Annotated in this window: 28 protein-coding genes; 12 read left to right on the top strand and 16 right to left on the bottom strand. The window is 63.6% G+C overall.

Annotated elements, in window-relative coordinates; translation table 11 throughout:
- The 4 genes from C8D77_RS15945 to ybgC all read right to left on the bottom strand — a co-directional run bounded on the left by C8D77_RS15945 (window position 1) and on the right by ybgC (window position 3,209).
- Window positions 1–1,158, bottom strand: coding sequence for a TonB family protein (locus C8D77_RS15945; protein WP_109664775.1), 1,158 nt, complete (start codon window positions 1,156–1,158; stop codon window positions 1–3).
- An 8-nt stretch (window positions 1,159–1,166) separates the two neighbouring features.
- Window positions 1,167–1,619, bottom strand: a complete 453-nt coding sequence (gene tolR / locus C8D77_RS15940; RefSeq protein WP_109664773.1) for a protein TolR — start codon at window positions 1,617–1,619, stop codon at window positions 1,167–1,169.
- Window positions 1,620–1,629: 10 nt separating this feature from the next.
- The gene (tolQ, locus tag C8D77_RS15935) at window positions 1,630–2,340 is read right to left on the bottom strand and encodes a protein TolQ (protein WP_056586472.1); all 711 of its coding nucleotides are present in this window, start codon (window positions 2,338–2,340) and stop codon (window positions 1,630–1,632) included.
- 398 nt (window positions 2,341–2,738) lie between these two features.
- Window positions 2,739–3,209, bottom strand: a complete 471-nt coding sequence (ybgC, locus tag C8D77_RS15930) for a tol-pal system-associated acyl-CoA thioesterase (protein ID WP_109664770.1) — start codon at window positions 3,207–3,209, stop codon at window positions 2,739–2,741.
- A 56-nt stretch (window positions 3,210–3,265) separates the two neighbouring features.
- Between ybgC and C8D77_RS15925 the strand changes: the two genes are divergently transcribed.
- Window positions 3,266–4,516 carry a glycoside hydrolase family 5 protein gene (locus C8D77_RS15925; RefSeq protein WP_109664767.1) on the top strand — a complete coding sequence of 417 codons (1,251 nt, stop codon included), beginning with the start codon at window positions 3,266–3,268 and terminating at the stop codon, window positions 4,514–4,516.
- Between the two features lie 105 nt (window positions 4,517–4,621).
- On the opposite strand, the gene ruvB is transcribed toward C8D77_RS15925, so the two are convergent.
- The 7 genes from ruvB to C8D77_RS15890 all read right to left on the bottom strand — a co-directional run bounded on the left by ruvB (window position 4,622) and on the right by C8D77_RS15890 (window position 8,963).
- Window positions 4,622–5,659, bottom strand: a complete 1,038-nt coding sequence (gene ruvB / locus C8D77_RS15920) for a Holliday junction branch migration DNA helicase RuvB (RefSeq protein WP_023811851.1) — start codon at window positions 5,657–5,659, stop codon at window positions 4,622–4,624.
- 43 nt (window positions 5,660–5,702) lie between these two features.
- Window positions 5,703–6,323: a Holliday junction branch migration protein RuvA gene (gene ruvA, locus C8D77_RS15915; RefSeq protein WP_109664764.1), complete on the bottom strand. Its 621-nt coding sequence runs from the start codon at window positions 6,321–6,323 to the stop codon at window positions 5,703–5,705.
- A 15-nt stretch (window positions 6,324–6,338) separates the two neighbouring features.
- The gene (locus C8D77_RS15910) at window positions 6,339–6,752 is read right to left on the bottom strand and encodes a type II toxin-antitoxin system VapC family toxin (RefSeq protein ID WP_109664762.1); all 414 of its coding nucleotides are present in this window, start codon (window positions 6,750–6,752) and stop codon (window positions 6,339–6,341) included.
- Between the two features lie 2 nt (window positions 6,753–6,754).
- Window positions 6,755–7,006, bottom strand: a complete 252-nt coding sequence (locus tag C8D77_RS15905) for an AbrB/MazE/SpoVT family DNA-binding domain-containing protein (RefSeq protein WP_013529138.1) — start codon at window positions 7,004–7,006, stop codon at window positions 6,755–6,757.
- 61 nt (window positions 7,007–7,067) lie between these two features.
- Window positions 7,068–7,577, bottom strand: a complete 510-nt coding sequence (gene ruvC, locus C8D77_RS15900; protein ID WP_109664759.1) for a crossover junction endodeoxyribonuclease RuvC — start codon at window positions 7,575–7,577, stop codon at window positions 7,068–7,070.
- A 74-nt stretch (window positions 7,578–7,651) separates the two neighbouring features.
- Window positions 7,652–8,185 carry a protease adaptor protein RcdA gene (gene rcdA, locus C8D77_RS15895; RefSeq protein ID WP_109664757.1) on the bottom strand — a complete coding sequence of 178 codons (534 nt, stop codon included), beginning with the start codon at window positions 8,183–8,185 and terminating at the stop codon, window positions 7,652–7,654.
- Window positions 8,186–8,582: 397 nt separating this feature from the next.
- On the bottom strand, window positions 8,583–8,963 hold the full coding sequence (locus C8D77_RS15890) for a hypothetical protein (protein ID WP_109664752.1): 381 nt from the start codon (window positions 8,961–8,963) through the stop codon (window positions 8,583–8,585).
- Between the two features lie 319 nt (window positions 8,964–9,282).
- Between C8D77_RS15890 and C8D77_RS15885 the strand changes: the two genes are divergently transcribed.
- Entirely contained in the window at window positions 9,283–9,834 is a 552-nt protein-coding gene (locus C8D77_RS15885) for a DUF2269 family protein (protein ID WP_109664749.1), read from the top strand.
- 36 nt (window positions 9,835–9,870) lie between these two features.
- Here the strand turns inward: C8D77_RS15885 and C8D77_RS15880 are convergent, their stop codons facing one another.
- The 3 genes from C8D77_RS15880 to C8D77_RS15870 all read right to left on the bottom strand — a co-directional run bounded on the left by C8D77_RS15880 (window position 9,871) and on the right by C8D77_RS15870 (window position 12,069).
- Window positions 9,871–10,641, bottom strand: coding sequence for a sulfite exporter TauE/SafE family protein (locus C8D77_RS15880; RefSeq protein WP_013529133.1), 771 nt, complete (start codon window positions 10,639–10,641; stop codon window positions 9,871–9,873).
- Between the two features lie 117 nt (window positions 10,642–10,758).
- The gene (locus tag C8D77_RS15875) at window positions 10,759–11,487 is read right to left on the bottom strand and encodes a class I SAM-dependent methyltransferase (RefSeq protein WP_109664746.1); all 729 of its coding nucleotides are present in this window, start codon (window positions 11,485–11,487) and stop codon (window positions 10,759–10,761) included.
- A gap of 102 nt (window positions 11,488–11,589) precedes the next feature.
- Window positions 11,590–12,069: an Lrp/AsnC family transcriptional regulator gene (locus C8D77_RS15870; protein ID WP_109664742.1), complete on the bottom strand. Its 480-nt coding sequence runs from the start codon at window positions 12,067–12,069 to the stop codon at window positions 11,590–11,592.
- A 132-nt stretch (window positions 12,070–12,201) separates the two neighbouring features.
- Between C8D77_RS15870 and C8D77_RS15865 the strand changes: the two genes are divergently transcribed.
- From C8D77_RS15865 to trhA, 6 genes are all read left to right on the top strand, one after another.
- Window positions 12,202–13,107, top strand: coding sequence for a DMT family transporter (locus C8D77_RS15865; protein WP_109664739.1), 906 nt, complete (start codon window positions 12,202–12,204; stop codon window positions 13,105–13,107).
- Window positions 13,108–13,242: 135 nt separating this feature from the next.
- Window positions 13,243–13,890 carry a thiamine phosphate synthase gene (locus C8D77_RS15860; RefSeq protein ID WP_109664736.1) on the top strand — a complete coding sequence of 216 codons (648 nt, stop codon included), beginning with the start codon at window positions 13,243–13,245 and terminating at the stop codon, window positions 13,888–13,890.
- Between the two features lies 1 nt (window position 13,891).
- Entirely contained in the window at window positions 13,892–14,932 is a 1,041-nt protein-coding gene (locus C8D77_RS15855; RefSeq protein WP_109664732.1) for a tetratricopeptide repeat protein, read from the top strand.
- 141 nt (window positions 14,933–15,073) lie between these two features.
- Entirely contained in the window at window positions 15,074–15,640 is a 567-nt protein-coding gene (gene efp / locus C8D77_RS15850) for an elongation factor P (RefSeq protein WP_013529127.1), read from the top strand.
- Between the two features lie 85 nt (window positions 15,641–15,725).
- Entirely contained in the window at window positions 15,726–16,526 is an 801-nt protein-coding gene (locus C8D77_RS15845; RefSeq protein ID WP_109664729.1) for an inositol monophosphatase family protein, read from the top strand.
- Between the two features lie 116 nt (window positions 16,527–16,642).
- The gene (trhA, locus tag C8D77_RS15840) at window positions 16,643–17,329 is read left to right on the top strand and encodes a PAQR family membrane homeostasis protein TrhA (protein WP_170136750.1); all 687 of its coding nucleotides are present in this window, start codon (window positions 16,643–16,645) and stop codon (window positions 17,327–17,329) included.
- Here the strand turns inward: trhA and C8D77_RS15835 are convergent.
- Window positions 17,316–17,573, bottom strand: coding sequence for a hypothetical protein (locus C8D77_RS15835; protein WP_109664723.1), 258 nt, complete (start codon window positions 17,571–17,573; stop codon window positions 17,316–17,318). The two genes, trhA and C8D77_RS15835, sit on opposite strands and share 14 nt — an antisense overlap.
- Before the next feature lie 58 nt (window positions 17,574–17,631).
- Here C8D77_RS15835 and C8D77_RS15830 point away from each other — a divergent pair, with 58 nt between their 5' ends.
- The 3 genes from C8D77_RS15830 (at window position 17,632) to C8D77_RS15820 (ending at window position 20,376) form a co-directional block, all read left to right on the top strand.
- Complete coding sequence (locus C8D77_RS15830) at window positions 17,632–18,657, top strand: MotA/TolQ/ExbB proton channel family protein (RefSeq protein WP_109665439.1); 1,026 nt, start codon at window positions 17,632–17,634, stop codon at window positions 18,655–18,657.
- Window position 18,658: 1 nt separating this feature from the next.
- Window positions 18,659–19,690, top strand: coding sequence for a peptidoglycan -binding protein (locus tag C8D77_RS15825; protein ID WP_109664719.1), 1,032 nt, complete (start codon window positions 18,659–18,661; stop codon window positions 19,688–19,690).
- A gap of 251 nt (window positions 19,691–19,941) precedes the next feature.
- On the top strand, window positions 19,942–20,376 hold the full coding sequence (locus C8D77_RS15820; RefSeq protein WP_109664715.1) for a hypothetical protein: 435 nt from the start codon (window positions 19,942–19,944) through the stop codon (window positions 20,374–20,376).
- A gap of 76 nt (window positions 20,377–20,452) precedes the next feature.
- On the opposite strand, the gene C8D77_RS15815 is transcribed toward C8D77_RS15820, so the two are convergent.
- A complete protein-coding gene (locus C8D77_RS15815) occupies window positions 20,453–20,806 on the bottom strand; it encodes a DUF1304 domain-containing protein (protein ID WP_109664711.1) in 354 nt (117 codons plus the stop codon).
- A gap of 141 nt (window positions 20,807–20,947) precedes the next feature.
- Between C8D77_RS15815 and C8D77_RS15810 the strand changes: the two genes are divergently transcribed.
- The gene (locus C8D77_RS15810; protein WP_109664706.1) at window positions 20,948–22,435 is read left to right on the top strand and encodes a carboxypeptidase M32; all 1,488 of its coding nucleotides are present in this window, start codon (window positions 20,948–20,950) and stop codon (window positions 22,433–22,435) included.
- Window positions 22,436–22,455 lie beyond the last annotated feature (20 nt).

The following is a 22,455-nucleotide window of genomic DNA, read 5'->3' as shown; positions in this document are numbered from 1 at the left end:
CTAGAGGCCCAGCATCTCCCTTGGATCGAAGGTGACGCGGACGTCGGCCCAGATGTCCTGTTTGCCGGCAGGAACCTGCAGGCCGGTGACATCGCATTTCTGCACCGCGCGAACGGCACTTTCGTCGAACTGGCGGTTTCCGCTCGACTTTTCGACCGCCGGGCGCCCGTCCAGCTTACCGGACGCATCCAGGTTGAACCGCACCACGACGACGAAATTCTCGGAACCTTCAAGGCCGACAGGAAGCGTCCAGCAGCCGCCAAGCTGGCTTTCCAGGGCGCCCATTTCGGACCTGGAAAGCTTCTGGCCCTGATCCTTGTCGCCGCCGAGCGACGCCTGCTGGGTCGAGCGCTTGGCGCCACCGCCGGATGGCTTCTGCTTGTCGAGGAGCGCGGAGATCTCGTCGGCGTTGAATTGCTTGTCGTCGGACTTCGGCTTCGACGAGGCTTCCTTGACCGGCTTGTCGGCATCCTTGCGCTCCGGCGCCTTGGCGCTTTCGGCCTGTGCCGGCTGCGGCTTCGGCCGGGCTTCCGGCGCGGGCGCCGAGTCGGGCAGCTGCGTCGCCTCGGCAGGCGGCTCCTGCGCTATGGCTTCGGCAACGGCGTCAGGCTTGACCTCGGGCGTCGGATTGATGGCGGCGGTCTTGTCCTGCGGCGGCGGGGTCGGCGCCGGCTTGGCTGGTGTCGGCTTGGGGTCTGCCTGCTTGACCGGCTCGGGCTTGACCTCTTCCTTGGGCGTCGGCGCCGGCGCCACTTCGGTTGCCGGAATAGGCTTCGGCTTTTCCTGCGGCTTCGGCACGTCCTCGGGCTTCGGCTTCTCGATCGGGGTCGGTGCGGGCGGTGGAGCCGAGGTCATGTCGACGGGTTTCGGCTTGGCCTCCGGCGTTATCGGTTTGTCGGTATCGACGCTGTTCTCGCCGACCTTCTGCGCATCCGGCACGATGTCCGGGCGCTGCGTCGGCACAGGGGCCGGCTTTTCATGCATCACGGCCTTCTTGTCGCCCTGCAACGTCTGCGCAATGGCTTCCATCGGCACGATGTCGACCGCGACCGACTCGACGTCGGAGGACGGAAGCGCGGCCGGCGCCGTCAGCGTGAACAGGCCGAAGGTCAGCGCCGCCGCATGCAAGATCACCGATGTGGTGAGGCCGGTCTTCATCTTCTTGTCTACTGATCCTGTTCCTGCAATGAAACCAGGCCGATGTTCTTGTAGCCGGCGGCCGAAATGCGGGCCATCACCTTCATCGCCGTGCCATAGTCGGTGGACTTGTCGCCACGGATGAAGATGCGCTCCTCATAGCCGGTCTTCGAGATTGCCTGCAGCTTGGCCACCAGCTCCTCGATCGGGATCTCGGTTTCCTGCAGATAGATCTGGCCTGTGGCGTTGATCGAGACGGTGATCGGCTGCGTGTCGGCATTCATCGCCTTGGCCTGCGTATCCGGCAGGTCGATCGGCACGCCGACCGTCAGCATCGGTGCGGCGACCATGAAGATGATCAGCAGCACCAACATCACGTCGACCATCGGCGTGACGTTGATCTCGGACATCAGCGCATGGTGACGGCCGCGCCGCCTGTGGCCGCGCCCGCCGCGTCCTGCCATGCCCATGGACATACCCATCTGCTACTCCTCAGGCCTTGGGGGCCACTTTTTCATCGATTTGGCGCGAGAGTATGGCGGAGAACTCGTCGGAGAACCCTTCCATGCGCACGGCGATCTTGCTCGCATCGGACGACAGCTTGTTGTAGGCGATGACGGCGGGAATGGCGGCGAGCAGGCCGATGGCCGTCGCCAGCAGCGCTTCGGCGATACCCGGCGCAACCACCGCGAGACTGGTGTTCTTGGAGCCGGCGATTGCCTGGAACGACGTCATGATGCCGATGACGGTGCCGAACAGGCCGATGAAGGGTGCGGCCGAGCCGGTGGTGGCGAGGAAGCCGAGGCGGCCCTCCAGCTTCTCCATTTCGCGTGTCAGCGCCAGGTCCATCGCCTTGTCGATGCGGGTCTGCAGGCCGAGCGGCGTTTTGGCGCCCTTCTCGAAGCTCTTCTTCCACTCGCGCATGGCGGCCACGAAAATGGCGCCCATGCCGGTGGTCTTGCGGTCGGCGAGCGTGCGGTAAAGCTCCTCCAGCGACTGCCCCGACCAGAACACCTGCTCGAACCGGTTGAGCGCCAGCCGCATGCGGGCGTAGGAAACCAGCTTGTCGACGATGATCGCCCAGGTCCAGACCGAAGCACAGAGCAAGCCGATCATGACCAGCTTGACCACCCAGCTGGCCGAAATGAACAGCGACCAAACCGACAATTGCGCGCCCGGATCGGCGAGTGCGATATTTTCCATCGTTACGTCCTTAAGATTTTCCGGGCGAAGCTGGCGGCTGGCCCCTGGCATCCCTTGTGGTCGGTTCGCACGAACATACCGGAACAACCCCAAACTGTGCCGTTCTCGGCCTTTTCGGGGCAAATATTGGTGAAAGGAAGGCGCTCCGATAACGCCAATCTTCACCAATCTCTTCATGAACCGTTATGGTTAAGGATGGGTTAGTATATAAGGCGCGGCGCATTGCCGCGCCCAGTGGCAAGGCCATCAATTCAATGGCTGCGCCTAGGGTGTGCCGAGATTCAGGTCAGGCCGAGCCGAAAACGGTAGATTCCGAGAACCGGAGCGGAGCGTACTTTTCGTACGTGAGCACCGGAAGCGCAGGAAGCTGCTGTTTGCAGGTCGGCATCACCTGAATATCAGCGCACCCTCGGCATGAACGCCGCCACCCACTCCCTGGGAAAGCGCCTTGGGCGGCCATTCTCGCCGATGATCGCAGCTTCGACCTTGGCCTCGACCAGCAACTCGTCGCCGCGTTTGAGCTGCTGCGCCATGAAGATGCGCGCGCCGGAAATGTCCTCGGTGCGGGTGTCGACCGTCAGGATGTCGTCTATGCGGGCCGGGCCGCGAAAGTCGATCTCCATGCGCCGCACCACCCAGACTATTCTTTCGCCGTGCTTGCCGTCGGCAAGCTCGGTGTGGTGCACGCCGGTCAGCCGGAGATAGTCGGAGCGGCCGCGTTCGAAGAATTCGAGATAGCGCGCATGGTAGACGACACCGGAGAAATCGGTGTCGGCATAATAGACCCGCGCCATCAGCCGGTGGCCGAACGCCGTCAGCGCGCCGGAAAGCCCGGCCAGCAGCGTCGCCGATTCACCATGATCGCCCATTGCGCTTCCTTTTTCAGCCCCGACGGGGCACCTGTTCCCGCGTGGCACAGCATCGGATGGCACTGTTGGCGGCGATGATCAAGACCTTGATGGCGGCGCTGCTTGTGCTCGCGGCGTTGGCACTGCCCAGCCAAGCGGCGAGCTTTTCGATGAAGCGCGGCCTCAATCTGGACCAATGGGTCACGTGGCCGGGCGAGGACCAGTGGGGCGATACCAAGGCCATTCTGCCCTATCCGGAATGGCGGAAATTCCTTGGGGAGGGCGACCTCAAGGCACTGAAGCACGCGGGCTTCGATTTCCTGCGCATGCCGGTCGACCCCTCGCCCTTCCTGTCCGGCCAGACCGTGGCGTTGCGCGACGATCTCTATGCCAGCGTGCTGGACTCGGTGCGCATGATCAACCGCGCCGGGCTGAAGGTGGTCGTCGACATGCACCTGATCCCGGCCGGCGGCAGCCGCAAGATCGGCATGGCGCAAGTGATGGAAGACCCGCGGACCTTCGACACCTATGTCGACATGGTGCGCAGGATGGCCCGCACGCTGGCGAATGAAGATCCCGCCCAAGTCGCTTTCGAGCCGATGAACGAACCGATCGTCGATTGCGACAGCGACAGCACCAGCCTATGGCCGGACCGCCAGCGCAAACTGTTCGCCGCGGCGCGATCCTCGGCGACGAAACTGACGCTGGTGCTGACCGGCGCCTGCTATTCCGCCGCGAGCTCGCTGGAAAAGATCGATCCGAAGACGATCCCGGACGATAACGTTATCTGGACCTTCCACTCCTACGATCCGTTCCTGCTCACCCATCAGGGCGCGACCTGGGCCGGCGACTTCATTCCCTATGTGACCGGCCTGCCCTATCCGCTGACCGCGGTGCCGCGGGCACAGCTCGACGTGACGCTCGACACCATCCGCGCCAGGATCAAGGCCGAGGCGCCCTGGACGCGGCAAAGCGGTCTGCTTGCCTATCTCGACGAACAGGTCGCCAGCATGGACAGTCCCGACAAGCTGCTCGGCCTGATGGATGCGCCGTTCAAGAAGGTCGAGGCCTGGGCGAAGGCCAACGGCGTCAAGCCGGAAAACATCACGCTGGGCGAGTTCGGCATGATCCGCCAGGAATATGGCAACGCCTATGTGATGCCCGCCGAGTATCGGGCCGCCTATGTCAGGGACATGATCTCGCGCGCCGAAGCACATGGCTTCTCGTGGTCGGTGTGGAGCTATGGCGGCGCCTTCGGCATCGTCGATGCCTTCAACGGCGACAAGGCCGAGCCGGACGTGCTGGAAGCGATCAACGGGCTGCGTTGACCGTTCAGGCAAGATCGATCGAGAAGACTCCGGGAGCATTCCAAACGCACCTGCGCAATGCTGAAGCCAAGCCCGCCTGAGACAACGTAGCGGCGCTCTGGAAAATTACTCCTCCTGGAACAGGTTGATCTGCTGCTGCGCCAGATCCTTCGGCGCGTCGAGGCCGAGATGGCGCCAGGCATTGGCCGTCAGCATGCGGCCGCGCGGCGTGCGCTGGATAAAACCCTGCTGGATCAGATAGGGCTCGATGATGTCCTCGATGGCGTCGCGCGGCTCCGACAGGCCGGCGGCGATCGTCTCGATGCCGACCGGGCCGCCGCCGAAATTGCGGGCGATCATGCTGAGATAGCGGCGGTCGAGCGCGTCGAGGCCGAGCGCATCGACCTCCAGCCGCGTCAACGCCTCGTCGGCGATCTTGCGGTCGACATGGCCGTCGCCGGCGACCGAGGCGAAATCGCGCACGCGGCGCAGCAGCCGGCCGGCGATGCGTGGCGTGCCGCGCGCGCGGCGCGCGATCTCCAGTGCGCCATCGTCGCCGAGCGGCATTTGCAGGATGCGCGCACCGCGCCGCACGATCTGCTCCAGCTCCTCGACCGTGTAGAAATTGAGCCGCACCGGAATGCCGAAGCGATCGCGCAGCGGGTTGGTGAGCAGGCCAAGCCGCGTTGTTGCGGCGACCAGGGTGAAACGGGCAAGGTCGATCTTGACCGAGCGTGCGGCCGGTCCCTCCCCGATGATCAGGTCGAGCTGGAAATCCTCCATCGCCGGATAGAGGATTTCCTCGACCGCCGGGCTCAGCCGGTGGATCTCGTCGATGAACAGCACGTCGCCTTCCTCGAGATTGGTCAGCAGCGCGGCAAGATCGCCGGCCTTGGCGATCACAGGACCCGAGGTCGAGCGGAAATTGACGCCGAGCTCGCGCGCCATGATCTGCGCCAGCGTCGTCTTGCCGAGGCCCGGCGGCCCGACGAACAGCACGTGGTCGAGCGCCTCGTTGCGGCCCTTGGCGGCCTCGATGAACACTTTGAGATTGGCCCGCACCGCCGCCTGGCCGACGAAATCGTCGAGCGTCTGCGGCCGCAAGGTCTGCTCGGCATCCTCGCCGCGTTTTTCCGGCGCAATCAGGCGGGGCGACAGGCTCATGCCGCCTTCCTTGCACACGGCAAGGGGCTGGACAAGCGGCGGTTCACCGCGCCAGTTCCTTCAGTCCAAAGCGGATCAGCTTCGGCGCATCGGCATCCTCGCCCGCCGTCTTCAGCGCGGCCGCCACAGCATTGGCGGCCGTGTCGCGCGAATAGCCGAGATTGACCAGCGCCGAGACCGCATCGGTGATTGGCGCGGATGCGACGCCGTCGCCGAGCTCCTGCTTCAGGCCGATAGTCCCCGAGGCAGTGCCGGCATAGGCCGGCGCCTTGTTCTTCAATTCGGTGACGATGCGCTCGGCCACCTTCTTGCCGACGCCGGGTGCGCGCGAAACCATGGCGATGTCGCGCAGCGCAATGGCATTGGCGAGATCGGCCGGCGCAAGCGTCGACAGGATGGCCAGCGCCACCTTGGCGCCGACGCCCGGCACATTGTTCATCAGCAGCCGGAACCACTCGCGCTCGAGCTGCGACTGGAAGCCGTAGAGCCGCAGCATGTCCTCGCGCACATAGGTCTCGATGAACAGCACCACCGCTTCGCCGGGCGAAGGCAGCGCCGCCAGCGTGCGCGCCGAGCAATAGGCGACATAGCCGACGCCATGAATGTCGACGAGGCAATGATCCTCGTCGACCTCGTCGAGCCTGCCCTTGAGCTTGCCGATCATTGGACGCAGCCCCCGTTAGGGATGAGTATCGGGCGTGATGAGCTCGACATCTGGAAAGTACTTTCTGAAACCTGCGGGATCGCGAGTAAGAATGGGATAGCCTCGGATGGCAGCGTGAGCCCCAATCAGGAAGTCGGGCATCACCTTCTCTCGGGGTCCGCCCAACCGCCGATAGACCGAGAACGCTCTCGACGCCGCAAAGGCCGCTTCGAACGGAAGACTTTCGCGTCGGAACTCATCTTCAGGCAAGGCATCATCGACATCGTCTATCGCCTCATAGCGCATCGAAAACTCGGCGTAGATGATCTGATTGATGACCAGGCTGCCTTGCTCAAGGGCAGACACCATTTTGGACCACGACCACTTTGACCAGACGGGATCGCGAACGGCGACATCGATAAGTACATTGGTGTCGACAAGCGTCGCCAAGATCAGCGATCCCGGGTCAAAGCCATGACGGCATCGGCATTCATTGTCTGATCGCCGCTGCCCTCAAGCCGATCGAGCGCAGCAAGAAAACGGTCCAGTCTTTCGCGGTCGGCCAACCGCCCCTTGTCATGCTTCGGCGTGATCGTGATCTTGCCGCCCTCAATGCCGAAGATGACTTCGCTGTTGGCGCCAATCCCAAATGTCTCCCGCAGATCCCGTGGGATTGTCACTTGGCCTTTGCTCGTCACACGCATGAAACGTACCTTTCTTACAAGTAAGGAATATTCCAACTGCGTGAACAAGTCAAGAACACCACTAGCCGGCAAGCGCCATCCGATAGACCACGCTCTGCCGGTGATGCGCGTGGCAGATGGCGATGGCCAGCGCGTCGGCGGCATGTTCGGTGTCGAAAATGGCCTTCGGCAACAGCACCTTCACCATCATATGGATCTGCTTCTTATCGCCATGGCCAACGCCGATCACCGCCTTCTTGACCGCATTGGGCGCATATTCGGCGACCACGAGGCCCGCACGCGCCGGCACCAGCATTGCGATGCCGCGTGCCTGGCCGAGCTTCAACGTCGCCACGGCGTCCTTGTTGACGAAGGTCTGTTCGACGGCCGCCTCGTGCGGCATGGCGCTGTGCAGGATCTCGGCCAGCCCGTCATGCAATTGGCACAGCCGCGTCGCCAGCGCCGCCTTGTCGTCGGACTTCACCGTGCCGGAGGCAATGAAGCGCAGCGAGTTGCCAAGGCTTTCGACGATGCCCCAGCCGGTGCGCCGAAGCCCCGGATCGATACCGATGATGCGAATCGCTTCCGCCATTTGCCGACTTTACCTCCGGCGTACAGCGATGCCAGCAAAATGTGAACAAACCGGAAACGAAGAGGTGACCGAGGTTACCCTCTGGCGAAAGCCGTGTTCAGCAGGCTGATCTGGTCGGAAACCGGATTGAGGCGGCGAGCCATCGGTTGCATGTCGACTACGGCGCCGGAGCCATAAATCTCCTCGTCCATGCGGCGCACCAGTGCCTGCAGGCGCAGCGAACGGGTGACGAGGTCGAGAAAATCCTCGGGCAGTTCGGCCCAGCCGGCGGCTTCGTCATGGGCAGAAGCGGTGTCGAGACGCACCTTGGACTTTTCCGACGCGACCTGGTCGCGGGTCATCTCGCCGGAGTTGGCGGCGCGCTGCAAAAGCAGCCAGGAGGCAACCTGCATCAGCCTGGTGGTCAGCCGCATCGATTCGGCGGCATAGAGCGTGGCCGCCAGCCTGGACAGTTTCTTCGCCTCGGCCCGACCCTTGCCGTCGAGATATTCCGCCGCCTGTTCGACCAGGCCCATACCTTCCTGGTAAAGCGGCTTGAAGGATTGCGAGAAAACCCGGCGTTCCGCCAGCTTGACGGTTTTCGCACTGCCCTTCGAAGGCTCGTTCATTGATACGCCCCTGCACTTGCAACCGGCTGATTCGGCTCCCTGCCGTACACCCGGAACCCTATCTGACTGAAGCTTGAAAATGCGCTTCGGCACCGGTGAAGGCAAGCACATGTTTAACAGAAGGTTAACGGCGAGCCGATGTCGGGCGTCCCCTCTGAAATTCGAACGAAAAGAGAAAATGCGGACAAAAAAAGAGCCGCGGATAAGGCGGCTCTCAGGAGTTTAACAGGGAGGCGTCAAACAAAGTGGCTCCAACCACTCGGTAAGAATCCAGATCACTGGATGAACATAGTAAACACCTGTAAAGCTTAATGAAGCCTTAACCGCGCGGATGTTTTTTGACCGAACGCCGCCATCCTGTGCCGTAACAGTACAGCCTCACTGCCTCTGGTTCAGCTCAGGCCGTCTTCCAGACCGCAGGCAAAGCGATGAAGGCAAATAGCAGCATGCCCGCATAGAACCCGATCGAGAAAATCCCGAGCAGCGGTTCTATCCCCGGATTGCCGGCGAGCAGAATGTAAAGGCCGATCATGAGCCCGATACCGCTGATGGCAGTCAGCCAGAAATGAACTTTGGCCAGGGCCTTTTGCCCGACAGCCGGAAACAGATGGTAGAAAAAGGCGAAGACCGCCGACATCAGCCATCCGGCCACCATCGTGTGGGCGTGGGTTGGCATCTGGCCATGGTCATCGCTGATCGCCATGTGGATGCCGAGCGCCATGCCGCACAACGCATAGATGATGGCCAGCGTGAAGAAATTCCGTGCTACCCCTTGCATAATGTCCCCTCGAATTGCCTTTTCCCGTTTCTCGGGAATGGGTTGATCGTCAGGCGACTGTTGTCGCCACCGGGCTCCCGGCGTTAGCGCACTAGCATCGGCGATGTTTCCGGACGATGTCGCGCCAACCCCTCCCGACGATTCGTATATTAGCAGGAAATCAGATAGCGCGTTCACGATCTCAGCCGCTTCTTCATTGCGCTGAAACAGAGCCGGATTTTTCGTGACATCGTTCCGAAACAGGCGCCGCGCTAAACGCCCGCTCCTCTGACGGCGGCCAATCCGCGCCGCCGCAAACCTGACACTGCAGGAGCAACCCATGGACTGGTACTCGATCGTCAAATTTCTTCACGTCGCCACTGCCATTCTGTGGGTCGGCGGCGGCTTCGTGCTGTTCCTTCTCGGCATGCTTGCCGAACGGGCGGGCAACATCGAGGAAAAACTGCAGGCGATGCGCGCCAGTGGTCAGCTGGGCGGCAGGTTCTTTGCGCCGATGTCGATGCTGACGCTGATCTTCGGTCTCATCATGTGCTGGTTCTGGGTCGGCTTCTCCGATCTGTGGATCCTGATCGGCCTGGCCGGCTACGCCACGACGTTTTCGATCGGCATGCTCATCTTCAAGCCGACCGGAGAGCGCATGGGCGCGATGATCGCCGAGGAAGGCGTCACACCAGCTGTTCTAGCCATCGGTGAGCGCATGATGAGCGCGGCACGCTTCGACTATGCGGTGATGCTGGTGATCATTGCCGACATGGTGCTCAAGCCGACCGCGCATGACATCGGCATCCTCGCCGGCATGGTGCTGGTCGTCTTGGTGGGCGCCACACTTGCCTTTGGCGGCAACCGTCGCCTGGTGCCGAGCGCCGCCTGACCCCTGGCGGTGAGGGACGGTTGCGCGGCGGCCTTTCTACATCAGGCCGACGATACCATCCCACAGCAGCTTCAGCGCCACGACCGCGACGGTTGCGTATGTGAAGGGATAGAAGGTCTCCGGGCGCATCCGGCGCACCAGCCACGCCCCGGCGATGGTCGACAGCGGCGCCAGCGGCATCAGCACGGCCGACGCCGTCAGATTGGCGGTGTCGAACTGGCCGAGCGCGAAATAGGGCACCAGCTTCAGCGCATTGGTGGCGGCAAAGAAGATCGCGGCGGTGCCCGACAGAACCTTCGGATCGAGCCGGATCGGCAAGGCATAGACCTGGAAGGGCGGCCCGCCGACATGGGCGACGAAGCTGGTGAAGCCGGCGACCGTGCCCCAGACGGCGGCGGCCACGCGGTTGGGCGCGGCCGCGTGATCGGCGCCGTGGCGGAACTGCAGATAGAGCCAGCGCAGGACGAAAATGATCGCGACGGCGCCGACGATGAGCCGCACCGCCTCTTCGGTTACCAGTGCCGCCGTCAGCCAGCCGAGACCGATGCCGATGACGGCGCCCGGCATCATGTCGACCAGCATCTTGCGGTCGTAAACACCCCACCATGTCCACACCGAGACGATGTCCATCAGGCACAGGATCGGCAACAGGATGGCCGCCGCCTGCACCGGCGGCATGGTCAGCGCCATCAGCGGCACGCCGACGAAGCCGACAGCGCCGCCGAACCCGCCCTTGGACAGGCCGACCAGAATGACCGCCGGAATGGCAGCCGCGTAGAACCACGGATCGAGAAGCAGGCCTGACATGGGAGGGGACTGGTCCGGAGGGAAAGCGTGTCGACGCTTGAATAACCCAGAAAGCCGGGCGGAGCGACAGCAAATGTGAGCGTGGCGGCCGCGCATCCGGCCGACGCCGACCAGTGCCTATCGGCGGGCCGAGACCAGCAGGAACATCGGCCGCTCGAGCTCTTCCGCCAGTTCCGGCTTGGCCGCGATCTGCTCGGCAGTCGGGCAGAATTCCTCGACATGGTCGATGGTGAAGCCGGCTTGGATCAGAGCGTTGAGCGTGGTGCCGATCGTGCGGTGATGTTTCACCACGCCCTTGGCCAGCCAGTCGGTGCTGCGCGGCCCCTCAACCAGATACTGGTCGACGGGCCATGTCTTTCTTCCCGCGACGTCGATCGACCAGCCGGGTTTGGTCGGCGCCATGAAGATCGGATGCTCGGTCGAGAAGACGAAATGCCCGCCGGGCGACAGGGCCTGATGCGCGGTCCCGAACAGGCGCATCACGTCCTCGACATAGTGCAAGGCGAGCGAGCTGTAGACGAGATCGAAGCTGGCTTGCGGCAAGCTGAGCTGGTCGAGATCGGCTGTCTCATAGCTTATGCCCGCATCCGGGCCGGCGGCCCTCGCCCGGGCAAGCATCTTCTCTGACAGATCCAGGCCAAGCACCCGCGCCGCCCCATGCTCGTGGGCCCAGCGGCAGAACCAGCCGAAACCGCAGCCGAGATCGACGACCCTCAAGCCGCTGACATCGGGCAGCATCGCGTGCAGCGCCGGCCACTCGGCGGCACCATCCAGGCCTTCCACGGAGCGGCCGAGCTGACTGTAGCCTGCGAAGAAATCCTCGCGGTCGTATATGTTCTGCGCCATTATCGTCTCAGCCTCGTTTGGGCCGACACCCTAACCAACCGGCCGCCGGCTTTCCACCCGCTGCGACCAGCCCTCTGAAAACCAGGGCGTGGCCGGTTCGGCTCAGATTGCCTGCAAGGCTTTTGCCCTGTCACGAGGCGATGCTGCATCGAGCGGCGGCGGCCGGCGGCGGATCGGCTGCGCCTTGATGATGGCGGTGCTTGTCTCGGCCTTGTCGGCGATACGGTCGAGAATCCCGTCGAGGTCGCCGATCGAACGCACGAACAGGCGGGCGACGAAGCAGTCATCGCCCGTCACCTTGTCGCATTCGCCGAATTCGGGGATGTCCTCGATCAGCTTCTGGACGATGTGCAGCTTGCCGGGCAGAGGCCGGATGCGCACGATGGCCTGCAAGGTATAACCAAGCGCCAGCGGGTCGATGTCGACAGTGAACGCCCGGATGACGCCGCGCTCCTCGAGCCGTCGCAGCCGCTCCGAAACGCTTGGCGACGACAGCCCGACTTGGGCGGCCAGATCCTTCAGCGAGGTCCGTGCATCCTTGACCAGGATTTCGAGGAGATTTCGGTCGAGATCGTCCAGCATTTTACATTTCCTGCTGATTTGGAGCCGTCGCCTAATATAATTAGGCCATTTACTCATACCTCCTTCCTCATCCGATGGAAAGCCGCGTAGCCGCATGAGATTATAGCGGTCGAACGGATACGGAGGTTTGTTGTGAACGAAACAGTGCGTGGCACGGTCGAAATGTCCGCCGCAATGTTGATCCTGGGAACGATCGGATGGTTCGTCGTCCTGTCCGGCCAGCCGATCATGGATGTGGTGTTCTGGCGTTGCGCTTTCGGCGCGCTGACGCTGCTCATCATCTGCGCCGCCCTCGGGTTGCTGCGCAACAGACTGTCGCTGCGCATCATCGGCATCGCCGCGCTCGGCGGCGTCGCCATCGTCGTCAACTGGCTTTTGCTGTTTAGCGCATTCTCGCGCGCGTCAATCTCGATCGCCACCGCTGTCTACAACACGCAACCCTTCATGCTGGTCGGCTTCGGCGCGCTCTTCTTCGCCGAGCGGCTGACCCTGACAAAGCTGACCTGGCTGGCCATCGCCTTCGCCGGCATGGTGCTGATCGTGCAGTCGGGCCCCGATGCCGGTGATGTCGGCACGGATTATTTTACCGGAATCGTCATGGCGTTGGGCGCGGCTTTCTTCTGGGCCGTCGCCGCCATCGTCACCAAGAAGCTCAAGGGCACGCCGCCCCACCTCATCGCGCTGATCCAGGTCTGCGTCGGCGTCGTCATGCTGGCGCCCTTCGCCAATCTTACCCATCTGCCCACCGATCCATGGAGCTGGGCCATGCTGGCGACGCTCGGCATCGTCCACACCGGCCTGATGTACATCCTGATGTACGGGGCCATCCAGAAGCTGCCTACACATCTGCAGGGATCGCTGTCCTTCATCTATCCCGTCGTCGCCATTCTGGTCGATGTCTTGGCCTTCGGCCATCGGCTGCATCTGAGCCAGATCGTCGGCGCCACCGCCATCCTGATCGCCGCAGCCGGCATGAATCTCGGCTGGACGCTGTGGAAGTCGAAACCATCAGTCGCGAGCCCGCACCCGATCAAGTGAAGCGGCCCCGCCGGCTGCCCGGCGGGTCAAACATCGCGATCCCGGCTGCCCGCCTGTTCAAGGCGGGCACTTTGCTCTATGCCGCAATCCAACCATCTTCGCCCGGCATAGGCGAAACGCGGGACCCGAAGAACCATGAATGACGCAACGCCCCCCAACCGCTGTCGCATCGTACTGATCGCGCCGCCAGGCGTGCCGGCGGCCCGTATCACCGCGGCATTCGAAGGCGGCGATGTCGCTTCGCTGATCCTGCCCGAGAACGGCATGGATGAGGCCTCCTTCCAGGCTTTCGCCGAACAGATCGTGCCGGCAGCGCAGGCCGCGGGCGTGGCTGTCATCATCGCCGGCGACACCCGCATAGCCGGCCGCGTCCAGGCCGACGGCATCCATGTCGAAGTCTCCAAGGCTGAACTCGCCGAGACGATCGAGCATTTCCAGGCAAAGATGATGGTCGGCACCGGCGGCGCCAAGACGCGTGATGACGCGCTCGAGCTTGGCGAGACACGGCCCGACTACATCTTCTTTGGCCGCTTCGGCTACGACAACAAGCCCGAACCGCATCCGCGCAACCTGTCGCTCGGCGCATGGTGGGCCGACATGATCCAGATCCCGTGCATCGTCATGGCCGGATCCGACATCGCCTCGGTGGAAGCAGTGGGCGCCACAGGTGCTGAATTCGTGGCGCTGTCGAGCGCCGTGTTTGCCGACGGCACCAATCCCAAGACAGCGGTCGCCACCGCCAACGCGCTGCTCGACGAGACCGCGCCGCGCTTCGAGGACTGACGTGCTCTCGGCGAGGCTTCCCCTCCAGGCTCTGCTTGCGGTGCTCATGGTTCAGGCGGCGGCCGCGGAGACCATCCCGCTGCCGCAGCCCAAGCCGGAACTCGGCGTCCACACCGACAAGCCGATCGACAAGCCGCTGCCGCAACCCGCCACCACAGCCGAGCCCGCGCCGCTGCCGTCGGCCGACACCATCAACCCCGACCGCTTCGGCGCCAAGCCGGCGGACGCCGCCTATGGCGCCTTCCAGCGCGGTCTCTACAAGACGGCCTACAATCTCGCGCTAGTCCGGGCGCAAAACGGCGACCCGGCGGCGCAGACGCTGGTGGCCGAGATTCTGTCGCGCGGGCTCGGTGTGCCGCTCAATTCGGCGGAAGCGGCGAAATGGTATGCGCTGGCCGCCGAACAGGGCGTGCCGGAATCACAATTCCAGTATGCGCTGATGCTGCTCGACGGCCGCTACGTCAAGAAGGACGAAAAAGGGGCCTATGCGTTGATGCAGGCCGCCGCCGAAGCCGGCAACCGGCTGGCGCAGTTCAATTTCGCGCAGATGCTGGTCGAGCAGGACCCCGGCGACGCCGGCATAGCCAAGGCGGTTTCCTATTATGAGCGCGCCGCCGCGACCGGCCTCGCCGACGCGCAATATGCGATGTCGCAGATCTACGCCAATGGCGTCGGCGGCAAGCCGCGTGACGATGTGCAGGCAAGGCGCCTGCTGGCGCAGGCAGCAAGGCAGAATTACGACACCGCACAGATCGATCTCGCCGCCTGGATGATCGAAGGCCGTGGCGGTGCGCGCGACCTGAAATCCGCCTTCGGCTGGATGAAGCAGGCGGCGGAGGGCGGCAATGTCGCCGCCCAGAACCGCCTCGCAAAACTCTATATGCAGGGCATCGGCACCGATCCGGATCTGGTCCTCGCCGGCGCCTGGTACATCGTCGCCCGCCGCGCCGGCCTCATCGATCCGCAGATGGACGACTTCCTGCAGGGGCTGAGCGACGACGAAACCAAGCAGGCCCTGCAGAAGGCAAACCGCCTGCCGTAACGGCCTCTCCGGCTCAGCGCCAACTTGGCGCTCCCTTGCCTCTTCTGACGATTTGTGGTCTTGGGAGCCCGAAATCGCTTTACCAGCGAACACCCCGTACCAACGGCCAGACCGTTGGTATCCATTCCGGATCACCTCATCATGGCCAAGATCAATGGCAACGAAATCCGTCCCGGCTATGTCATCGAGCATGATGGCGGCCTTTGGGTGGCGGTCAGGACCAACACCGTCAAGCCCGGCAAGGGCGGCGCCTACAATCAGGTCGAACTGAAGAACCTCATCAACGGCACCAAGCTCAACGAGCGCTTCCGCTCGGCCGAGACGGTCGAACAGATCCGGCTCGACCTGAAGGACTTTTCCTTCCTCTATGCGCAGGAAGACGCGCTGGTGTTCATGGACACCCAGAGCTACGAGCAGCTCGAATTGAACAAGGACTTCGTCGGCGATCGTGCTGCGTTCCTGCAGGACGGCATGATGGTGACGGTCCAGCTCTACGAAGAGAGGCCGATCGGCATTTCACTGCCCGACTATGTGACGCTGACCATCACCGAGGCGGACCCGGTGGTGAAGGGCCAGACGGCAGCCTCGTCCTACAAGCCGGCGATCCTGGAAAACGGCATCCGCGTGCTGGTGCCGCCATTCATCGGCGCCGGCGAGCGCATCATCGTCGACACCAACGAAATCACTTACGTGCGCCGCGCCGACTGATGCATGTCGCCCAAAAGTGGCCCCGGTTTTGGGTCACCGACATGCATCAAGCCAGAGCTTAAGTGCAGCACCAGGAAGAACCACTATGGCACGCTCAGCCCTCCTCAACGTCATGGTCCAGGCCGCAATGAAAGCCGGCCGCTCGCTGTCGCGCGACTTCGGCGAGGTGCAGAACCTGCAGGTCTCGATGAAGGGCCCAGGCGACTATGTCAGCCAGGCCGACCGCAAGGCCGAGGACATCGTCTTTGCCGAGCTGTCCAAGGCACGGCCGGGCTACGCCTTCCTGATGGAAGAGCGCGGCGCGGTCGAAGGTGACGACGGCCAGCATCGCTGGATCGTCGACCCGCTCGACGGCACCACCAATTTCCTGCACGGCATCCCGCTCTTTGCCGTTTCGATCGCGCTGGAACGCCAGGGGCAGATCGTTGCCGGCGTCATCTACAATCCGGCGATGGACGAGCTCTACACCTGCGAACGCGGCGGCGGCGCCTTCATGAACGACCGCCGCTTGCGCGTCGCCGGCCGCATCAAGCTGGTCGACACGGTGATCGGCTGCGGCATGCCGCATCTCGGACGCGGCCACCACGGCAATTTCCTCGTCGAGCTGCGCAATGTCATGGCCGAGGTTTCCGGCGTCCGCCGCCTCGGCTCCGCCTCGCTCGATCTCGCCTATGTCGCCGCCGGCCGCATGGATGGCTTCTGGGAAACCGGCCTGTCGGCCTGGGACATCGCCGCCGGGCTGCTTTTGATCCGCGAAGCGGGCGGCTTCGTCTCCGACATGGATGGCGGCCAGGACATGCTCGACAACGGCTCGGTTGTCGCCGGCAACGAGGTCATTCAACGCGCGTTGCTGAAGGCCGTAAAGAAGCCGCTCCCCTCTCGTTGACAGGCAAGCCGCGCTGACCGCCGCGCTGATGCGCCGCAGTCGCAAAACCGCAACGGAAGCTTGAAATACTGCCCGGCGAGCGCCCAAATTGAGTGCGCGGCGCAGGAAACCCGGCAGTGAACGACATCAAGCCCACCCCCGACATCCCGTTCATCGGACGCTGGCACTATTCGCGCGCCGAGATGATCGCCGATGGCATCGTCCACGCGGTCGGCATCGTGCTGGCGATCTCGGCCGGTTCCGCACTGCTGGCGCTGGCGGCCTTTCGTGTCGGACCGGGCGAATACATCGCCGCCGCCTTCTACGTGGTTTCGCTACTCACCGTGCTGTCGGTGTCGATGACCTACAATCTGTGGCCGGTGTCGTCGCCGGCGAAATGGGTCTTGCGGCGTTTCGACCACGCCGCGATCTATCTGCTGATCGCCGCGACCTACACGCCTTTCCTGGCCCAGCTCGAAGGCTCGCCGCTGGCGCGCTGGATGATCGCCCTCGTCTGGACCGCGGCAGCACTTGGCATCGCCATCAAGGTGTTTTTTCCCGGCCGCTTCGACCGGCTCGCCATCGTCTTCTATCTCGCCATCGGCTGGAGCGGTATCGTCCTGGTCAAGCCGCTGGTGCAGACGCTGCCGACGACATCGATCGCGCTCATCGTCGCCGGCGGCATCGTCTACTCCTGCGGCGTCATCTTCTTCGCCTGGAAGGGGCTGCGCTTCCACAATGCGCTGTGGCACGGTTTCGTCGTCACCGGCGCCGGCCTGCATCTGGCCGCCATGGTCGACTGTCTGGTCATCAATCGCCTCTGACACGGTACAGCAATATTGCCAGGACAATCGGGTGAATGAAAAATTCCTCGGTCGAGCCGAACAGGCGGTGATTTCCATTTTTGCGCAGCGAAAATGGCAAGGCCGAACGGCCGTCGGCGCTTATGCGCCGTAAGCCAAGGGCGCGGATGCGCCCGCCCGGCGCTTGAGGGGAGAAAAAGGAAAGGGCAAGCGGGTTCACCCGATTGCCCTGGCAATATTGCCAAGCGCCATTCAATTTGGTCACAATTCCGTTTAGAGTCGCGGTTTACGTGATCGGCGGCGGCATCGGAAACGGGGCACGGATGGCTTTTCTCAAATCCTTCGGCATGGGCAGACGTTCTGATGTCCTGATCTACGATCCGCACAAACTGTCGAGCCCGCAGGTCTTTCTGCTGACCATGGTGATCTTCCTGGTCATCGTCGCCTTCATCGCCGCCATCCTGACCCGCCAGATCTCGACCGCCTTTGGCAGCAATCCCGGCCTCAACGGCCTGATCGTCGGCGTTCTGGTGGTCGGCATCCTGCTGGCCTTCGCCCAGGTCGGGCGGCTGTTTCGCGAAGTGCGCTGGGTCAACTCCTTCCGTGCCGGGTCGGAGACCACCGAACCGGTGCTGCTGGCGCCGATGAAGGCGATGATCGGCCGCTCCTCGGCGACGGCCTTCTCGACCAGTTCCATGCGCACCATGCTCGATTCCATCGCCACCCGCCTCGACGAAAGCCGCGACACCTCGCGTTATCTCGTCGGCCTGCTGGTGTTTCTCGGCCTGCTTGGCACCTTCTGGGGCCTGTTGAACACCATCGGCTCGATCCGCGAGACCATCGAATCGCTCGATCCCGGCACGGGTGACGCCGCCGCGGTGCTCGATTCGCTGAAGCAGGGGCTTTCGGCGCCGCTCGCCGGCATGGGCACGGCCTTCTCGTCCTCGCTGTTCGGCCTGTCCGGCTCGCTGGTGCTCGGCTTTCTCGACCTGCAGGCCGGCCGCGCCCAGACGCGCTTCTACACCGAGCTTGAGAACTGGCTGTCCTCGGTCACCGATCTCTCGTCCGACATCGTCGTTGCCGATCCAGCCAAGACCGAGCCTTCCGACGAGATTCGCCTACTGTCGGAACGGCTGCGCAGCATGCAGGAGAATGGCGGCGGCTCCAATCCGCGCGTCGCCACCGCCATGGCCAATCTCGCCGACGGCATTTCCGGCCTGGTCAAGAACATGCGCTCCGAGCAGCAGATCATGCGCGACTGGGTCGAGGCACAGTCCGACGAACAGAAGGCGATGCGCAACACGCTGGAGAAGATCGCCGACGCCCTGAAGAAGCCCGGGGTCCACTAGCATGGCACTCGCCAGGGGCCGGCGCACCGATCGCCGCATCGACTATTGGCCGGGCTTCGTCGACGCGCTGTCGACGCTGCTTTTGGCGATCATGTTCCTGCTCACGGTCTTCGTGCTGGCGCAGTTCCTGCTCGGCCGCGAAATCTCCGGCAAGGATACGGCGCTGTCGCGCCTCAACTCGCAGATCAACGAGCTGACCCAGCTTCTGGCGCTGGAGCGTTCGACGGCGCAGGACAAGGATGATTCGCTGGCCAATCTGCAGGCGTCCCTGTCGGCCGCCGAAGCGGAGAAGAGCCGGCTCGAACAATTGCTGGCGCAAGGTGCCGGCGCCGGCGACGCCGCCAATCAGCGCGCCGCGGCGCTCGGCGGCGAACTCGACAGCCAGCGCCAGATCAGTCAGCAGGCGCTGAGCCAGGTCGAGATCCTCAACCAGCAGATCGCGGCACTGCGCAAGCAGATCGGCGCGCTTGAGGATGCGCTCAACGTCTCCGAAACCCGTGACCGCGATTCCAACACCAAGATCGCCGATCTCGGCCGCCGCCTGAACGTCGCACTTGCGCAGCGCGTCCAGGAATTGAACCGCTACCGCTCCGACTTCTTCGGCCGCTTGCGCGAAATCCTCGCCGACCGCGAAAACATCCGCATCGTCGGCGACCGCTTCGTCTTCCAGTCGGAAGTGCTGTTCCCGACCGGCTCCGAGGTGATCAACGATGCCGGCAAGGTCGAGATGAAGAAACTCGCCGACGCCATCATCGAGCTGCAGAAGGAAATCCCGCCCGAGATCAACTGGGTGCTGCGCGTCGACGGCCATACCGACAACAAGCCGCTCTCCGGCACCGGCCGCTACCGCGACAACTGGGAGCTGTCGACGGCGCGCTCGACCTCGGTGGTGAAATTCCTGATCGAGAACGGCGTACCGGCCAACCGCCTGGTCGCCGCCGGTTTCGGCGAGTTCCAGCCGCTCGATCCCGCCGACACCGAAGAGGCACGCAACAAGAACCGCCGTATTGAACTGAAGCTCACCGAACGTTGATCCATCATCGCGCGAACTCACGCGAATTTGTTCGTCGGCTCAACTCTAGGGCGCAGATCAAGGCCGGCAAGGCCTGAAAACATTATCTTTTTTTAATTACACATTGTCGCAGGGCGGTCCTAGCTTCCCGCCTGGGCCGAGAACCGCCGGCGATGAATCCCCCCCTCGTCGCGACACGACGGAACCCGACGGCCCACGGCCGGAAGGCAGGCGGAACGACCGCTGCCTTCCTCTACAAGAGGAGACGCGTGATGCGCTCTTTCACTCCCAAGACCTCGCTCAGAACTGCAACGCTCACGGCGTTCCTCATCGCCGTTCCGCTTGCCGGTGCCTATGCCGCGGGCCATCACAAGGGCGCTCTCGACGCGAGCGATCCGACCGATTTTACCGGCCCGCGCGTCGAAGGTCTCATCCAACAGGTTGAAGGCGTCCGTCAGGGCATCCTGGACGCGAGGCAGGCCAACAACATTACGCCGGCCGTGGCGGAGCGTCTGGAAATGCGTACCGTCCGCATCAGCCAGGCGGCCGAGAAGATAGCGGCGTCCGATCACGGCAGGATACCGGCCGCGCAATACCATGACCTGCTGCGCCGTCTCGACAATGTCGACCAGCGGCTGAGGGTCGATACCGGCAGCGGTTTCCTCATGGGCGATGGCGCCGACGGCGGAAGCTACCCGAACGGCTGAGGCCATAGCGGCTGAAACGGTCCAAGAGGAAGGGACCACCTGACGCCTTCGGGAGCCAATCCCGCGGGCGTCCTTTTTACCAGCCCAGCCAGACCGCGATCAGGGCAATCACCGCCGGCACGGTCTGGATGAACAGGATCTTGCGGCCAACCGTGGCCGCGCCATAGAGGCCGGCAACAGCCACACACAGCAGGAAAAACGCCTTGACCTGAAAACCGGCCGCACCGAGGTAAAGTCCCCAGATGAGGCCGGCGGCAAGGAAACCGTTGTAGAGCCCCTGATTGGCGGCCAGCACCTTCGAGGCGCTGGCGAATTCGGGGGTCAGATTAAAAGCCTTGTGCCCACGCGGCGTGTCCCACAGCACCATCTCGAGATAGACGATGTAGACATGGATCAAGGCCACCAGCCCGACCAGGATGTTGCCGACCATGTTGTTCCCCCTTCATTGGCCGCCGGCAGCATTTCATACGCGGCGTCGTCCGCGCAAGGTGCATTTGCCGGACGTGCCTGAGGGTTGCAAACGCCTTTGCGTTGGTATCTTTTCGCGCCGTCCCCAATCACGGAAGCCGCCATGTCCTTTCAGAAACTCGATGACCTCGGCCACAAGCTCGAAGCGCTTGAGCATGCGCTGGCTATCCTCGGCGCCGACGAGGCCACCCACATGGCCGTCGGCGGTGGCGAGAAGCGTGCCGAGGCGATGTCGGCACTGGCCGGCATGTATCACACCAGGGCAACAGCGCCGGAGATAGCGGACTGGATCGCCGCGGCCGAACAGGAAGCGTTGGGTGAAGAGCAGCGCGCCGCCGTCTCGGAACTGCGGCGGCAATACACCAACCTGACTTGCCTGCCGGTCGAATTCGTCGAACGCCAGACAACCGCGCGCATGCGTTGCGAGCAGCTGTGGCGCGACCTGCGCGCCAAGAACGACTGGGCTGGCTTCCAGCCGGCGCTGGAGGGCGTGGTGGCGCTGGTGCGCGAGGAGGCGGCGCTGCGTGCCGACGTGCTCGGCCTTGCCCCCTATGACGCGCTGATGGAGCAATACGATCCCGGCAACCGCACCGCCGACATCACGCCTGTTTTCACCGACCTGAAGGCTTTCCTGAAAAGCTTTGTGCCGGAGGCGCTGGCGATTCAGGACGCGCGGCTGCGCAAGCGCCCGTTGAAGCCGCTGTCGGGCACCTATGCGATCGACCGGCAGCGCGAACTCGGCCTCGCCATGATGGCGGCGGTCGGCTTCGACCTGACGCACGGGTCGCTGTCGGTGTCGCACCACCCTTTCTGCGGCGGCGTGCCGAGCGACGTGCGCATCACCACCCGCTACAAGACCTCCGATTTCCTGTCGGCGCTGATGGGCGTGCTGCACGAGACTGGCCATGCGCTTTACGAACAGAACCTGCCCAAGGCATGGTCGCACTGGCCGCTCGGCAAGGCGCGCGGCATGGCCGTGCATGAAAGCCAGAGCCTGTTCGTCGAAAAGCAACTCGGCCGCAACCCGGCCTTCTGGCGCTGGGCGCTGCCGGTGGTCGAAAAGCATCTTGGCGAAGCCTGGTCGCTCGACGACATCCTGCCGCATGTGCATCGCGTCGAGCGCGGCCTGATCCGCGTCGATGCCGACGAGGTGACCTATCCCCTGCATGTCATCCTGCGCTACGAACTGGAGCAGGAGCTCGTCGCGGGCAGGCTTGAAGTGGCCAACCTGCCCGAAGCCTGGGACGCCAAGATGCGCGACTATCTCGGCCTCTCCACCATCGACAACCCCGCCGACGGGCCGATGCAGGACGTGCATTGGCCAGGCGCCGCCTTCGGCTATTTCCCGTCCTACACGCTGGGCGCGATGATGGCGGCGCAGCAATGGGCGGCGCTGACGAGGGAACATCCTGCCGCCGATGAGGATCTCGCCAAGGGCAATTTCGAGGCGATCAACGACTGGCGCCGCCAAAAGATCTGGTCGCAGGCGTCACGCTGGTCGACGCCGGACCTGCTCGAACGCGCCACCGGCGAAAAGCTCAATGCCGCGTATTTCGTGAACCATCTGAAGCAGCGATACGGAGGCTCATAGCGGCGGTCGGCGCAGCGGCA

The organism is Mesorhizobium loti (genome assembly GCF_003148495.1).
Lineage (GTDB): Bacteria > Pseudomonadota > Alphaproteobacteria > Rhizobiales > Rhizobiaceae > Mesorhizobium > Mesorhizobium loti.
Note: the sequence above shows the minus strand (reverse complement) of the source record. Positions and strands in the feature narration are given on the sequence as shown.

Coding starts and splice junctions, on each gene's coding strand:
- C8D77_RS15905 (WP_013529138.1), bottom strand. CDS start 7,006: ATGCGTGTGACGAGCAAAGGCCAAGTGACAATCCCACGGGATCTGCGG.
- efp (WP_013529127.1), top strand. CDS start 15,074: ATGGCCAAGATCAATGGCAACGAAATCCGTCCCGGCTATGTCATCGAG.
- ruvB (WP_023811851.1), bottom strand. CDS start 5,659: ATGAGCCTGTCGCCCCGCCTGATTGCGCCGGAAAAACGCGGCGAGGAT.
- C8D77_RS15845 (WP_109664729.1), top strand. CDS start 15,726: ATGGCACGCTCAGCCCTCCTCAACGTCATGGTCCAGGCCGCAATGAAA.
- C8D77_RS15825 (WP_109664719.1), top strand. CDS start 18,659: ATGGCACTCGCCAGGGGCCGGCGCACCGATCGCCGCATCGACTATTGG.
- C8D77_RS15810 (WP_109664706.1), top strand. CDS start 20,948: ATGTCCTTTCAGAAACTCGATGACCTCGGCCACAAGCTCGAAGCGCTT.
- C8D77_RS15815 (WP_109664711.1), bottom strand. CDS start 20,806: ATGGTCGGCAACATCCTGGTCGGGCTGGTGGCCTTGATCCATGTCTAC.
- C8D77_RS15925 (WP_109664767.1), top strand. CDS start 3,266: ATGGCACTGTTGGCGGCGATGATCAAGACCTTGATGGCGGCGCTGCTT.
- C8D77_RS15830 (WP_109665439.1), top strand. CDS start 17,632: ATGGCTTTTCTCAAATCCTTCGGCATGGGCAGACGTTCTGATGTCCTG.
- ruvC (WP_109664759.1), bottom strand. CDS start 7,577: ATGGCGGAAGCGATTCGCATCATCGGTATCGATCCGGGGCTTCGGCGC.
- rcdA (WP_109664757.1), bottom strand. CDS start 8,185: ATGAACGAGCCTTCGAAGGGCAGTGCGAAAACCGTCAAGCTGGCGGAA.
- C8D77_RS15875 (WP_109664746.1), bottom strand. CDS start 11,487: ATGGCGCAGAACATATACGACCGCGAGGATTTCTTCGCAGGCTACAGT.
- tolQ (WP_056586472.1), bottom strand. CDS start 2,340: ATGGAAAATATCGCACTCGCCGATCCGGGCGCGCAATTGTCGGTTTGG.
- C8D77_RS15870 (WP_109664742.1), bottom strand. CDS start 12,069: ATGCTGGACGATCTCGACCGAAATCTCCTCGAAATCCTGGTCAAGGAT.
- ruvA (WP_109664764.1), bottom strand. CDS start 6,323: ATGATCGGCAAGCTCAAGGGCAGGCTCGACGAGGTCGACGAGGATCAT.
- C8D77_RS15860 (WP_109664736.1), top strand. CDS start 13,243: ATGAATGACGCAACGCCCCCCAACCGCTGTCGCATCGTACTGATCGCG.
- C8D77_RS15880 (WP_013529133.1), bottom strand. CDS start 10,641: ATGTCAGGCCTGCTTCTCGATCCGTGGTTCTACGCGGCTGCCATTCCG.
- C8D77_RS15820 (WP_109664715.1), top strand. CDS start 19,942: ATGCGCTCTTTCACTCCCAAGACCTCGCTCAGAACTGCAACGCTCACG.
- ybgC (WP_109664770.1), bottom strand. CDS start 3,209: ATGGGCGATCATGGTGAATCGGCGACGCTGCTGGCCGGGCTTTCCGGC.
- C8D77_RS15885 (WP_109664749.1), top strand. CDS start 9,283: ATGGACTGGTACTCGATCGTCAAATTTCTTCACGTCGCCACTGCCATT.
- C8D77_RS15945 (WP_109664775.1), bottom strand. CDS start 1,158: ATGAAGACCGGCCTCACCACATCGGTGATCTTGCATGCGGCGGCGCTG.
- C8D77_RS15890 (WP_109664752.1), bottom strand. CDS start 8,963: ATGCAAGGGGTAGCACGGAATTTCTTCACGCTGGCCATCATCTATGCG.
- tolR (WP_109664773.1), bottom strand. CDS start 1,619: ATGGGTATGTCCATGGGCATGGCAGGACGCGGCGGGCGCGGCCACAGG.